Here is a 13540-nt window from a genome sequence, read left to right as displayed (position 1 = left end):
AGCGACTATCGAAAGAGGTGTTTCCAAGCTGTTTTGCTGCTATCAGCGATTTTAAAGGTTTTATCGGCGAATCCATACTCGCTATCAGCGATTTTGAAGGTTTTACCGGCGATTTCGTACTCACTATCAGCGATTTTGAAGGTTTTACCGGCGATTTCGTACTCACTATCAGCGATTTTGAAGGCTTTACCGGCGATTCCGTGCTCACTATCAGCGATTTTAAAGGTTTTACCGGCGATTCAATTCACCTTATTCATCATCAAGAGCTTTTCAATTGCATGTGAAGCGCCTTTTTGTCAATTTTCCCAACGATTGTTTTTGGTAATTCATCAAGAATGATAATTTTCTTTGGGATTTTATAGTGACCTAATTCGTTTCGACATAGTGCCTCCACTTCGTCAACTAGCGTAGCTGTCTCATGTTGGCAAACAATAAATGCCGTTACAATTTCGCCCCAATAGTTATCCGCTACCCCAATAACAGCCGCTTCTGTTACGAGCTGATGACGCAATAAACATTGCTCTACCTCTTGTGGATAAACATTTTCACCACCACTTATAATCATTTCTTTCCTGCGACCGACAATATAAAAATAACCATCCTCATCCATTGTGGCTAAATCACCGGTCCTTAACCATCCATCACGTATCGTATTGTCAGTTTCCTGCTGATTATTCCAATAAAATCTAAACATATGCTTGCCTCTAACAAATAGCTCTCCTACCTCATGAGCAGTGCAATTTTTTCCCTCTTTATTCATAATTTTTGCTTCATTAAATTGCATGCTCTTCCCTACTGCTCCTTTTTTTAAATAGGCATCTTCACAAGAGATATAAAAATTGTTCGGTCCAGCTTCCGTTAATCCATAGCCTTCTTTAAAATAAAGTCCCTTGTTAAAAAATGCATCGTATATCGGAAGTGGACACGGTGCCCCGCCAGATAAGAACACTTTCACAGATGGAAAACTACTTATCTGAAAGTAATTTGTTGAAATCATTGCTTGATACATGGTTGGCACAAATAAAGAAATGGTTGTCTTATAATGATTAATTGCTTTAAGAGCCGTTTCCGCTTCAAACTTATCTCCAATTACTACCGTACCGCCTGCCATAAGCAACGGGATGGATAAAGCATTTAGCCCCCCTGTATGGAACATCGGCATATAGTTTAACGTACAGTCTTCTTCACATAGCCCCCAACTAATAATTGTATTAATTGCATTCCAATTAACAGAATTAAAGGACAGAACTACCCCCTTTGCTTTACCGGTAGTGCCACCTGTATAAATCATTAGCCAAGGTTCATTTAAATCCATTTCTATCGTGCTAGGAACGGTTGCTGATTGCGGAACTTGTTGGATTGGATACATATTTTTTAGTTGTAAAGGACAGCGAATGTCCTGATCATAAAGAAGCAAGGAAGGTGTAGCATCTGCAATAATTTCGTTTAGTTCCTTCGTATTGAGGCGCCAATTTAGAGGGACATAAATAAGCCCTCGTAACCCACAAGCAAATAAAATGGCAAATAGATGCATGTTATTTCTTGCAAAAATCGCTACACGACTTCCCTTCTGTAACCCTTGTTCTTCGAAAAAACAGCTCCATTTTGCAATTTCATCTGTTAACTCTTGATATGTCCATTGTTCCTTTGTTTCTAGGTTAACTAATGCTAAACGATGCGGTGTTAAAGATGCACGATTTAAAATCCAAGCTTGCTCTGCAAACATCTTGAACTCCTCCTTTATCACATCATAATAGCGCCATCCACATGGAGTGTATGGCCATGGACATAGGAAGCCTCTTCAGATGCTAAAAATAAATAAGCATTCGCAATATCTCTTGGTGTTCCTAATCTTTGAAGCGGGACAATCGAACGCATTTTTTCTAGCACTGTTTCAGGCATCTTTTTAACCATATCTGTCTCTGTAAAGCCTGGAGCTACAGCATTTACGTTAATCCCTTTACGCCCAAGCTCTTTTGCCCATGTTTTTGTCATACCTACAATCGCGGCCTTTGTCGCAGCATAATTTGTTTGACCAACATTTCCATAAACTCCACTTACAGAGGAAGTGTTAATAATTTTACCGTATCCAGCAGCAACCATATGGGGGCTAACCTCTTGCGTACAGTGGAAGACCCCTGACAAATTCACATCAAGCACTTGCTGAAATTGATCCTCTGTCATTTTTGTCAGCATCGCATCACGCGTTATCCCTGCGTTATTGACTAAAATATCAATACGGCCAGCTTGTGCAATAACCGTTGTTACAAGCCTTTTTACACTGTCTCTTTCTGCGACATCAACCTGTACAAACGTAGCTTTTTCTCCTAGTTGATTGGCTGCGATAATCCCCGCATTGTCATCAAAATCAGCAATAAAAACAAAGGCACCTTCTTCAATAAACCGTTCTGCAGCTGCAAATCCGATGCCATTTGCAGCCCCTGTAATAATTGCTACTTTATTGTGTAAGCGCATTATGTTTCCCTCCAAATTGTAAAAATGTTTCGATTTCTAACGTAAGTTGTTGTAAATCATCAATAAGAGGAGAATGACCACAATTTTTCAAGCTAACAAACTGCGCATGCTTAGGTAAATCGATCATTGTTTCATCATTCATTTGCTCTGTTATGACTAAATCTCGGTCTCCTCTTAACACTAAAATAGGAATGTCCATTTGTTGTACATCATTCGTTCCTTTTGCTACTTCATTGTCGACAGCACTTACATTAAACATATTTAATGCATGATATACTTCAGCTAGATTTCTTTGCGTTTGCATATCTTCTACATATTCATCATAATGATCTGAATTTGGCTGATGATGAGTATAAATCAATGCATCCCAAATCGATTTTAAGCCTGGCGCATTTTTGCTATCATAGAAACCTTGGACTGTCTTAGTTTTAGACGTATCTACGAGTACTTCTTCATATGTGGAAGCCCTTTTAAATGAGGATTGATTACCCGTTCCTAAATCACTGTAAAATGGATAGCCTCTAGTCGAAGCCGAAGCTAATAAAATCAGCCGTTGACAATAACCAGGATAATTTGTGACAAACTGCATACTCACTGCTCCACCTGTAGACCAGCCAATCAAATCAAAGTGTTTTAATGCAAGCGTATCTACAAATAGTTTGACATCATCACTAAAATCTTTAATTGCGGTAATTGGTTGATGATAAGAAGAACCACCAAAACCACGTAAATCTATGGCGTAAATCGTATATTTTGCATCTAAAGCTTCCACTAGCACATCCCAATGTTTAGAGGAGGTCATATTTCCATGAATTAACAATAAAGTATGGCTACCCCCGTCCCGTTTACGATAAGCAATTGTTTCCCCATTTAATAGTTGAACTGTTTGTAACATTGCGCTTCCTCCCTATCCCCAACGAATTGTAATAGCTCCCCAGACATAGCCTATACCAGCACTTACAAGTGTTACGATGTCCCCATCCTGAATACGTTTTTCCTCTAAAGCAAGTTGTAATGATAAAATTTGATCGATTTGTCCAATATGACCGTAGTTTTCTAAATAAATGGATTGTTCCTCTTGTAAGCCAAGTTCTGACAATATATACGCATGTGCAGACTTTTTCATATGAAGCATCGCTAGGTAGCTAATATGTTCTTCTCTTAATCCACTCTTCGCTAAAGAGGATCGAATGACCTTCAAAAAATTATTTAATGATTTTTGTTCAAGCCGCTCCTTCATGCCTACTGGATCTAATACATCTAATTGATATCGATTTTGTGCTAAAAGTTCAGGAGTGAGTGGCTTCTTTGTACCTCCAACAGGGACTACAACATCCTCTGAAAAAGAACCATCCGTCATAATATCTGCCTCTAACAGGTGGTTTCTATCATAATTCTTTTGTAAAACAATCGCACCTCCACCTGCACCCAAATTATACATAAAGCGCGTTCGAGGATTTTGATAATCTATAAAATCAACATTACGATAGCCACCAGCGAGTAAAACGGTGTGAATAGCATCATCTGACTCCATTAAACTTTTTGCTAATTTAAGTGCCATAATCGTCGTACCACATCGTAATTGCACATCAAATGCCCAAGCATTGACTGCTCCAAGTTCGTCTTGCATTTTAATTGATGCCGTCCAAAGCGGATATTCCTTATGTTCCTCACCTATATAAATTACAACATCAATTGTTTTGGGCTCAATCCCCGCCTTTTGTAAGGCTTCTTGTGCAGCCCAAATGCCCATTTGCACAGTATGATCCTGTTCACCAGGAATTGGCTTTTCGTATATGCCCATCTTCTGGCGAATAATGTGCTCGGGAATAGACGAAAGATGGGCTATTTCGCTTGATGTCATTTTTGTTTGTGGAATATAAATACCTGTACTGACAATGCCTACAGTCATTCAAATCGCTCCTTCTCATGCGACAGTGCCGATGGTGTTTTACGTCTTTCTTTAAGCTTTACTCTCCATTTCCATACCATGAGCCGAATAGAACCGATAATTCCTTTTGGGAAAAAGATGACTGCTAAAATATAGAGAATCCCGAAGAAAATAATCCACCGCTCGAAAATTGGATAATCCCTAGCTAACCCTGAAAGTGTATGCTGTGCATATTCAATAACCGCTGCACCAAGCAATGGTCCGACTAATGTGCCTACTCCTCCTATAATCGTCATTAACAATGCATCAAGTGTTATGTCCATCGTCATAACACTTGTATTCACAAAACGCAGTGACAACGCATAGAGGGAACCCGCTAAGCTTGCTACAGTTCCAGCCACAATTGATGCAATTACTTTGTAGTGTAAAGTGTGAAAACCTAATGATTTCGTTCTTTGCTCATTTTCTCGTACAGCAATTAATATACGTCCCGTTGGCGACTGAACAAATCGATAAAGGGCAATAAAAATTACAACTAAACACGCTAATACAAAATAATAAAATGTAATTCGATCTTTAAAAATTTCTGGCGCTCTAAACGTAAATCCGTCATTGCCATATGTAATGGAACGCCATTTTTCAGCAACAACTAGAAACAGTCCAGAGAAGGCGAGCGTAAGCATCGCAAAAAAGTGACTTTTTAAACGCAATGTTAGCAATCCAACTAGGAAGCTTACAATACCTGCTAAAAACATTCCTATCACAATAGACAATAAAAAGATGGAAAGCGTCGTATCGACTTGTTTTAGCATAACTGCTGTTGTATAAGCACCAATTCCAAAGAACATAGCATGCCCAAATGACACGATACCCGTATATCCGAGCAAAATATCGTAGCTCATTGCTAAAATACCAAAGATAAAAATTTGCGTTAATAAAATAATGAGTGTCCTCGAGTCATTAACGAATGGAAGAAGAACGAGAATAGCTAGCAGTAAAACAAAACTAAGATGCTTCCACGTCAGCTTTTTCATCATGTCGATCTCTCCTTTCCGATTGTAAATAGGCCTTGAGGTCGGAAAATTAACACGATTGCCATTAAAATCATATTGACAGCAAGCGATAACACTGGCACATAATAAGCCATAAAGCTACCAGCGAGCCCTACTAAAATGGCAGCGAGCAGTGAACCAGAAAAACTTCCCATTCCACCTATGACGACGACGATAAAGCCTAAAATAGCATATTCCATTCCCATCTCAGCATAAATAACACCCGAATATGGCGCCATTAACATGCCACTCAATGCCGCTAACGCCGCACCTACCATAAAGACATATAAAAATACTTGTTTAATATGAATTCCAAGCGCCTGCGCCATTTCTTTATCCTGTACACCCGCTCGTACAATTAGCCCGATTTTTGTTCGTTTTAGCATGAATTGGAAAATGCCAAAAATTAAAAAACCTACTAAAATGATAAATAATCGATATTTTATAATAATGACGTCACCTATTTCCCAGCTTCCTGCTAAATAGCTAGGTGTTTTCACTGATACACCATTTGGTCCAAAAACGACTTTAATCATCTCTTGTAAAACAAGCATTAACCCTAAAGTAATTAAAATTTGTTGGATATGATTGCCGTATACCGGTGTAATTATAAATTTCTCCGTCAGTAAGCCTAAAATAGCACCTGCAACGATTGCGCCTACAATGCCAATTAAAAAGCTTTCTGTGTACATATAGGTAAATATTCCGGCGTAAGCGCCCCAAACAAATAATCCACCATGAGCAAAATTTAATACATCCATTAGCCCAAAAATTAACGTCAGTCCTGCTGCAAGCAAAAAGATTAACATGCCTGTAGCCAGCCCGTTGATTACTAAATTTACGATTAGCTCCAACGAAACACACCTCCTTTATCCGATTCCAAGATATTTACGTTTTAACTCTTCATTTTGGATAAGATCTTTCATGTTTCCTGAATGAACCGTTCGACCATCATCTATTAATGTGTACGTGTCACCAATTCGGCTCGCCATGATAAAGTTTTGCTCTACAAGGACGATGGACGTTTGCTTTTTCATTTCAACGATTGCCTCCATTACTTTCTCAACAACAATCGGCGCAAGTCCTTTTGACGGCTCATCAATTAAAATTAATTTACTGTCATTGATAAATGCTCTTGCCATTGACAGCATTTGTTTTTGACCACCTGAAAGATGACCGCCAGCCTTTTTCCAAAATTTCTTTAAATCCGGAAAAAGCTCGAGAACATATTGTTGCCGCTCCATTGCCGCACTGTCTTCCTTGCGCATTGCAACTTTCATATTTTCCTCTATCGTTAAATCCGCAAATATCCCTTGATTTTCAGGAACATAGCCAATGCCTAATTTAGCCACTTTGTGAGTAGGGCTTTTTTTTATTGATTTCATTCGAAATTCGACATCCCCTTTAGAAGCGGGTGTTAGCCCCATAATGGTTTTTAAAGTGGTCGTTTTTCCTGCGCCATTTCTCCCTAGCAAGACACTAACCTGTCCTTCAACCGCCTCAAAATTAACACCTTGCAAAATATGGTATTGCCCAATATGTGTATGAACATCATTTAATTTCAGTAAGGTGTTCATCGTAAAGACCCCCTAAATAGGCATTTTGAACAGTTTCATTTTGCATAATGGCATCTGGTGTTCCATCTGCAAGAAGCTGACCATTAAATAACACCATAATGGAGTCTGACAAATCTAAAATCATATCCATCTTGTGTTCAATAAGCAAAATTGTTTTGTCGCCATTATTTTTTATCGTACGAATCACCTCTAAAATGGCAGGTACTTCTTCTAATGACATGCCAGCAGTAGGTTCATCGAGCAGTAAAATTTCTGTATCTAGCGCTAGCAACATGGCAATTTCTAGCTTTCTCTTTTCACCATGGGACAGCATCGTCGTCAGCGCCTGTCTTTTATTATCAAGCAAAACAAGCGTCAATAGTTCCTCCGCTTTTTCTGTAATTGCCTTATAACTTTTATGATGGCGAAACAATTGATAGCGTATTTTTTCTTTAGATTGCACTGCTAGACGTACGTTCTCTAAAACAGTTAAATTCGGAAAAACATTTGTAATTTGAAATGACCGTCCTAGCCCCATGCGCGTCCTTTCAACCGATGACACTTGTGCTAGTGATTGCCCTTTGAAAAACACATCACCAGTAGTGGGCTTTAACTCCCCACTAATTAAATTAAAGAAGGTCGTTTTTCCTGCACCATTTGGTCCAATAATTGATTTCAAATGTTTTTCAGGCATCGTAAAGTTCACTTGATCGACTGCTGTATGGCCACCAAAACGAATTGTTAAGTTTTCTGTTCGTAAAATGGGCTCCATTTCAATCTCCTTTCTAGTGTTTCTATCACTCTTCATCTGCTCTCAACAGAAATGAGATGAAGAGAGACAGAACGACGTATACTTCTGTCTCTCAATTGTTTGGAAAAGTCTAGTTCATAACAGGTGGTGCAGTTTCCTCAGGGCTTAGTTCACGAATGAGCACTGGCACTGGGTAATCCACACCATCTTGTTGCTCTAAGCGAATAGAATACATTGATTGTAAAGCTTGATGATCTTCTTCTCGGAAAGTCATCTTGCCTTTTGGTGTTTCAAATGACATACCTTCCATAATGCCAATTAGTTTCTTTGCATCTGCGTCCCCTTGTGATTTTTTCAATGCTTCTACAATTGAAATAGCAGCAGACATCCCACCAGGGGTAAATAAATCTGGTACTTCATTAAAGCGTTTTTGATGCTCTTCTACTAACCATTTATTGACATCATTTTGCGGTAACGTATGATAATAAACCGAGAATCCTTCCATTCCTATTAGCGGATTCATAAATTTTAGGGCAATAATATCTGGCGCACCTGTAGAAATTTTTATGCCTTTTTCTTGAATTTTAAGATCGGCAATTTGATTCCAAGGAGAATTTGCCCCAGCCCATACGACAAATAAATAATCTGGCTTTGCATCAATTACCTTTTGTAAATTAGAAGTAAAGTCTGTTGCAGCTGGGTCTGCATACTCCTCTAGCACAATTTCTGCACCTAGTTTCTCTGCAGCTGTTTTAAATGCCTTCACACCATCCCAACCAAATGAATAATCTGGTGCAAATGTTGCAATTTTCACGCCTTTGCCTGCGATTGCAGCTGCTGCTGCGTATGCATCTTGTGAGGAGTTACGCCCTGTGCGGAATATATAGTCATTAAATTCAGCACCTGTAATACTATCTGCTACGGCTGGTTCAACGACCATAATTTTCTCGTATTCCTCTGCTAGCGGTAATACAGCGAGCGTATCACCTGAGCTAGATGAGCCAACTAAAAAATCTACCTTATCATCCTCTAATAGCTTTGTAGCCTTCTGTACTGCTACCTCAGGTTTTGTTTCTGTATCTTCATACACAATTTCGATTTTCTTCCCGTTTACCTCCATGCTACCGTTCGTTGCATATTCAATACCTAAATCAAAACCACGTTGTGTTTGCTTCCCATAGGATTCGAGGGCACCTGTCAAAGAAGCAAGTACACCGATTTTAATTGTGCCCCCCTCAGCTTTCACTTCAGACCCTTTATCCTCATCATTTGAAGCAGGATCATCTGCTGAATTTTCTTTTGCCCCTTCTCCATTGCAAGCCACCATCATCAGTGATAAAACGGCTAACAGTAACCATAACCAAACCTTTTTCATCCCAAAACCCCTTTCAAAATGAGTTGTAAAGAAAGCGCTTTCGTTGCTATGCACTAACTATATAAAAGTCCAGTTACAAATCAGTTACAAATTTCTTTCACTAAAAATAAGTAAATAAAAAAGAGTCCGGTACAAGACCGAACTCAAGTTATATAAAGTATTTTACCCTACAAGAAAGAAGATCGATTTGATTCGATTACTCGATCTAGCCACTCGCTCACAAGTGCATGAAAAATATTGGATTGTTCAATTTGTAGGTTATGACCTGCTCGATCTAAAATCGAGAATGTTGCTCTTGGGAATAACTCTATTACGTCAAAAGCATCTTTATAGCCTACAACCGCATCTTGTTTTCCTAATAAAAAGAGACTTGGTTGATGAAAAATAATATCCTCTAGGTGAAATGTAAAGCCGTAGCTTTGTTGAATCTTTTCTAGAAAATGCTCATCTGCTATTTGGCAACCGGCTAACACTTCATTTGAATATCGTTGCCAGTTAGATTCATCAAGGACAACTTGGTGGGAACTAAAATCGTCTACTTCTTGTTTCGTTAATGTATCTAAAAATGGTTGATCTACAGCTATGATCGAATGTGACGGCACTGTTCGATCTTGCTTTTCTGGTAAAATCAAAGGACAAATAAAAGCAGTACCTAAAATACGATCCCTATGAACTTGCATAATACCTCTTGCTAAATATCCACCATATGATTCACCCACTATTACATAAGGTTGATCGGGCACGAATGTATTGATAAACTCTAGCACAGTCGTTAACATTTCATCTGAATTGCTGATGTTTTCATAATCCTTTGTCTTACCCATACCTGGAAGGTCAATATAAATACGCTTCCAGCCATCACTTTCGTTAAAAATCGGCTCCATACATCCTTTCATAAGCCGATGATCTGGAGAAAATCCATGTAACATCATGATTGGTATTCCTTCACCAATCACTTCATAATAAATATTTGCATTCGTTACTTTCCAAAATGGCATATATGCCCCTCCAATATTTCAACGTATAAGTGTGCTAATTTATTATTAAATCAAAAACAGCCATTGTCGATTCCATCGGTGATGTATTGAGTTCTTTTTGTAATTGTTGCACACATTTTTCATACCATTTTAATGCAAGAGATCGGTTCCCTAATTGATAATAACTATACATTAAAAGTCGGTATCCTTCCTCCCAAAGTACATCTTCTTGAATCATCTTTTCGGCATAAAAAATAGCTTGTTTAAACTGTTGTTGTCGTGTTGCATTTTGAGCTAATCGTTCAAGTACTTCAATATATAAAGTTTGCAGCTTATCACGATCTTGCGTCAGCCAATCGATTTGCTTTTTTTCAGCATATAATACATCTGTGTAACTATCGGCAGCGATTTGCAACCATTCATCTGACAAGAGTGGATCAAATTCTTCCATACCTAGCGCATAATAATAATGAAAACGTTCTGCATCGATATGCAAAAATTGAATATGCTGTAGCTGATACATATTATTTTTACGATGAATAAAGAAGCTATCTTGACGAGCATTTCGACTCGGTTCAAGCACTTTTAATAAAGTGTTTAAAACTACTTTAAAGTCCCGATCCAATGTTTCTACTGACCGCTCTGGCCATAGTGCTTGAGCAATTTCCTCTTTGGGCATATACCTTTGGCGATGACAATATAAATAGACAAAAAGCTCCTTCGACTTTTCTCGCTGCCATTCTTTATCTCCTAATTTGCGATGATCTCTAATTAAATTTAAACTACCAAATAAATTTATTTGCATTTCATCAGCAGGATAAACGATATTCCCGTCCATTTGAAAATAATTCCGCATCGATTGAATCGCTGTATTGTCTTCCTTACAGCTCTCGCTATACTGTAATAGCTCATAAAAAATCGTTAAATTCGTTGGGCCGAGAATCGTTTTTCTTTGAAAAAAATAATCGTAGCCATTGTCCATACAATAACAAGCAAAATGCTGAAAACAATGTGTAAATGCTACTGCATTATTCTCTTTAAAGGCAATAACAGATTGGTAGAAAAAAACATGCATTTCCCCATATTGATCACCACAATCAAGAAATAGCTTTTGTGCCTTTGATAAAATTTGTTTTGCCTCTTGCCATTCATTACAAGAAATCATCACTTTTACTTCAGCAAGTAAAATAAGTGCTGTCATCCAAGCATCCTGAACTTGTTCCGTTTCCTGTAAGCCTAGTGCTAAGTACTTCCGAGCAGCGACAAAATCCCCTAGTGCATGTTTGGCAATTGCAAGTCCCATATATGGTTCAGCCTTTACTCGTGAAATATTAATGGTATTCATTAGCGCAATAGCTTTCTCATAAGCATCACAAGCCTCTACATAATTAGGATAATCTAATAACAGTAAAGCATGAGCTTTTCGATTATAGCCAACTGCCTCGATAAAAATGGACTTTTCACGTACCCCTCTCCGAATACCATGCTGTGCAGAATACCAAGCTTCTTCGCCCTGCCCTAATAAGGCGAAAACGAACGATGCTAAGAGCTCACTTTCCCTATGCATGGCTACCAATTGAGGGGGCATTTCCAATCTTTTAATCAATAGATTTTTTGCCTCCAACAGTTGTCCCGTTCTTAACAATATCCGCACATCAACATTTGCTCTATACAAAACAGCTTCACTTAAATTTACTTCTTCTATAAATTGGTTTGCCTTTTGCGCTTTTCCTAAATTCACTAGATTTTCAGTATACTGTCGTTGTAATTCTACATGTTCATCCTTACTTAATGCCGCAACAGGAGCTAATTGTAATGCTTGTTTTAAATAGGGCTCTGCTAAAGCAGGCTGAATTGTATCAAGATAAATGTGAGCTAATCCAGCCTGTGCCTTTGTCATAAAGAGTGTATCGTTATTCCTTTTAGCAAGCTGCTCACTCATTTCGTAAGCTTGTTTCGCTTTTTCATAATAGGCACGGTAGCGGTGGCACTCCCCTTCAAAAAAATACAAACGGTAAAACTTCATTTTAACATCAGTCGAAAAACGATGAATTTTCTCTAACAGCCATTCAAACTGTCCAGCTTTTACTATACTCTCTGCATGATCTTGCAGTAGTTCACCACTAAAATTTGCATCATCTGATTTAAAGGCATGATGTAAAATGGCATGAACGTTATTGTTATTGACGTAATATAAAGCTGCCTTTTTATGCAAATTCACATAGTTTGTCGGAAATTGCTTCCACTTCATTTCTAAAAATCGGCTAAACAGCGCATGAAAACGATAGGAGCCATTCTCAGCAACCGGTTGAATAAACAGATGTTTCTTCAATAACTGTTTCAGCGTGTCGGCGGTTTCTCTATTATAAAATTGCGTAATTAATTCCACTGAGAAAGTAGGGAAAATAGCTAAATTTAGTAGTGCATCTTGCTCAAATTTACGCATCTTTAAAAATACTTCTTCTGATAAGTAGGTAAACAGATCATTTGAATGAATCGTTAACCAGTAATCTAATGCTTCATTGTTCCATTGCTCAGCTAGCAATGCAATGCTAATTGCCCAGCCTTCCGTAATTTCTAATACTTTCAATATTTCATCTTCCGATAGATGTATCGCAGCATAATCTTCAAAAAAAACGGCGATTTCTTCAGCACAAAATGCTAAATCCCCTTCTGTAATAAAATGTGCTTTCATGTGCATTTTTAGTTTTCTAATAATATCCCAATTCGGTAATGTTCTAGAGGCAAAAATAAAGTGAATATTTGGAGGTGAAAATTCAATAATTTTTTCCATTACATAGTTAATATGAAATTCATGGTCTACTAAATGGTAGTCGTCAATAATGACGAAAAAGTTCTCTTGTATCTCACATAAACTATTAACAAATAGCTTATACCACCGATTCAATTCTTCGATTTTCGGAAAACGTGATAGCTGATTCCAATTATCAAATTGTTCACCAAATAGCGGTATAATTCGTCTAATACTATAAAATAAATGTCTTAGAAAGGGTAATATGTTATCGTCCTCTTCAGAAACACTATACCAAGAGAATTTACTTGATTCAGCATGTAAAAATTGTGCAAGAATAGTAGTCTTTCCATATCCAGCACCGCTATGAATAAATGTACAAGTGTGTCCAAGACCTTTTTTTAGTTTTTTCATTAATGATGCTCTACGAATACAATGATTAGATGGACTAGGTGGAATACATTTCGATTGAATAATAATATCTGCTGTCATTACTTACACATACCTCCCCATAATTACAGTAATACGGGTTGTGACATAAACTACTTGCCATTCTTTTCGAATAGTTAAATTATTGACAGTTTACCATATACTATATGTAGTTTTACATTATTCCAATGAATTGTTTCTGTAATCCTAGTATTTTATGTGCTACAAAAGAGAAAAAGTGTTAGATTAACTGCAATCAATCTAACACTTTTTTGCTATGTT

12 protein-coding genes are annotated in these 13540 nt (G+C 37.8%); 1 reads left to right on the top strand and 11 read right to left on the bottom strand.

Annotation, left to right across the window (positions count from 1 at the left end; translation table 11 throughout):
- The first annotated feature begins 17 nt into the window (after nt 1-17).
- Complete coding sequence (locus tag ACQKNX_RS05440) at nt 18-284, top strand: hypothetical protein (RefSeq protein WP_427427939.1); 267 nt, start codon at nt 18-20, stop codon at nt 282-284.
- Here ACQKNX_RS05440 and ACQKNX_RS05435 read toward each other — a convergent pair.
- The 11 genes from ACQKNX_RS05435 to ACQKNX_RS05385 all read right to left on the bottom strand — a co-directional run bounded on the left by ACQKNX_RS05435 (nt 260) and on the right by ACQKNX_RS05385 (nt 13321).
- The gene (locus ACQKNX_RS05435; protein ID WP_427427938.1) at nt 260-1726 is read right to left on the bottom strand and encodes a class I adenylate-forming enzyme family protein; all 1467 of its coding nucleotides are present in this window, start codon (nt 1724-1726) and stop codon (nt 260-262) included. The genes ACQKNX_RS05440 and ACQKNX_RS05435 overlap by 25 nt on opposite strands.
- 17 nt (nt 1727-1743) lie before the next feature.
- Entirely contained in the window at nt 1744-2475 is a 732-nt protein-coding gene (gene fabG / locus ACQKNX_RS05430; protein WP_427427937.1) for a 3-oxoacyl-ACP reductase FabG, read from the bottom strand.
- Complete coding sequence (locus ACQKNX_RS05425; protein WP_427427936.1) at nt 2459-3370, bottom strand: alpha/beta fold hydrolase; 912 nt, start codon at nt 3368-3370, stop codon at nt 2459-2461. Before ACQKNX_RS05425 ends, fabG begins: the two co-directional genes overlap by 17 nt.
- A gap of 12 nt (nt 3371-3382) precedes the next feature.
- Nucleotides 3383-4387, bottom strand: a complete 1005-nt coding sequence (locus tag ACQKNX_RS05420; protein ID WP_427427935.1) for a 3-oxoacyl-ACP synthase — start codon at nt 4385-4387, stop codon at nt 3383-3385.
- Nucleotides 4384-5400, bottom strand: coding sequence for a branched-chain amino acid ABC transporter permease (locus ACQKNX_RS05415; protein WP_402762468.1), 1017 nt, complete (start codon nt 5398-5400; stop codon nt 4384-4386). Before ACQKNX_RS05415 ends, ACQKNX_RS05420 begins: the two co-directional genes overlap by 4 nt.
- Nucleotides 5400-6272, bottom strand: coding sequence for a branched-chain amino acid ABC transporter permease (locus ACQKNX_RS05410; protein WP_427427934.1), 873 nt, complete (start codon nt 6270-6272; stop codon nt 5400-5402). The genes ACQKNX_RS05415 and ACQKNX_RS05410 overlap by 1 nt, the downstream gene beginning before the upstream one ends.
- A gap of 15 nt (nt 6273-6287) precedes the next feature.
- The gene (locus ACQKNX_RS05405) at nt 6288-6995 is read right to left on the bottom strand and encodes an ABC transporter ATP-binding protein (RefSeq protein ID WP_427427933.1); all 708 of its coding nucleotides are present in this window, start codon (nt 6993-6995) and stop codon (nt 6288-6290) included.
- Nucleotides 6970-7746, bottom strand: a complete 777-nt coding sequence (locus ACQKNX_RS05400) for an ABC transporter ATP-binding protein (RefSeq protein ID WP_427427932.1) — start codon at nt 7744-7746, stop codon at nt 6970-6972. Before ACQKNX_RS05400 ends, ACQKNX_RS05405 begins: the two co-directional genes overlap by 26 nt.
- 109 nt (nt 7747-7855) lie before the next feature.
- Nucleotides 7856-9100, bottom strand: coding sequence for a substrate-binding domain-containing protein (locus tag ACQKNX_RS05395; protein WP_427427931.1), 1245 nt, complete (start codon nt 9098-9100; stop codon nt 7856-7858).
- Nucleotides 9101-9267: 167 nt separating this feature from the next.
- Nucleotides 9268-10098 (bottom strand): alpha/beta fold hydrolase, encoded by an 831-nt coding sequence (locus tag ACQKNX_RS05390; RefSeq protein ID WP_427427930.1) that lies wholly within the window; start codon nt 10096-10098, stop codon nt 9268-9270.
- A gap of 34 nt (nt 10099-10132) precedes the next feature.
- Nucleotides 10133-13321 (bottom strand): BTAD domain-containing putative transcriptional regulator, encoded by a 3189-nt coding sequence (locus tag ACQKNX_RS05385; protein ID WP_427427929.1) that lies wholly within the window; start codon nt 13319-13321, stop codon nt 10133-10135.
- Nucleotides 13322-13540 lie beyond the last annotated feature (219 nt).

The organism is Lysinibacillus sp. NPDC093712 (genome assembly GCF_050280025.1).
Lineage (GTDB): Bacteria > Bacillota > Bacilli > Bacillales_A > Planococcaceae > Lysinibacillus.
The sequence above is the reverse complement of the archived record's forward strand: the minus strand, read 5'-3'. Positions and strand labels throughout refer to the sequence as shown.

Bases quoted from the DNA above. Each gene is read 5' to 3' on its own strand.
- ACQKNX_RS05385 (WP_427427929.1), bottom strand. From the start codon at position 13,321: ATGACAGCAGATATTATTATTCAATCGAAATGTATTCCACCTAGTCCA.
- ACQKNX_RS05420 (WP_427427935.1), bottom strand. From the start codon at position 4,387: ATGACTGTAGGCATTGTCAGTACAGGTATTTATATTCCACAAACAAAA.
- ACQKNX_RS05400 (WP_427427932.1), bottom strand. From the start codon at position 7,746: ATGGAGCCCATTTTACGAACAGAAAACTTAACAATTCGTTTTGGTGGC.
- ACQKNX_RS05390 (WP_427427930.1), bottom strand. From the start codon at position 10,098: ATGCCATTTTGGAAAGTAACGAATGCAAATATTTATTATGAAGTGATT.
- ACQKNX_RS05395 (WP_427427931.1), bottom strand. From the start codon at position 9,100: ATGAAAAAGGTTTGGTTATGGTTACTGTTAGCCGTTTTATCACTGATG.
- ACQKNX_RS05435 (WP_427427938.1), bottom strand. From the start codon at position 1,726: ATGTTTGCAGAGCAAGCTTGGATTTTAAATCGTGCATCTTTAACACCG.
- ACQKNX_RS05425 (WP_427427936.1), bottom strand. From the start codon at position 3,370: ATGTTACAAACAGTTCAACTATTAAATGGGGAAACAATTGCTTATCGT.
- ACQKNX_RS05415 (WP_402762468.1), bottom strand. From the start codon at position 5,400: ATGAAAAAGCTGACGTGGAAGCATCTTAGTTTTGTTTTACTGCTAGCT.
- fabG (WP_427427937.1), bottom strand. From the start codon at position 2,475: ATGCGCTTACACAATAAAGTAGCAATTATTACAGGGGCTGCAAATGGC.
- ACQKNX_RS05405 (WP_427427933.1), bottom strand. From the start codon at position 6,995: ATGAACACCTTACTGAAATTAAATGATGTTCATACACATATTGGGCAA.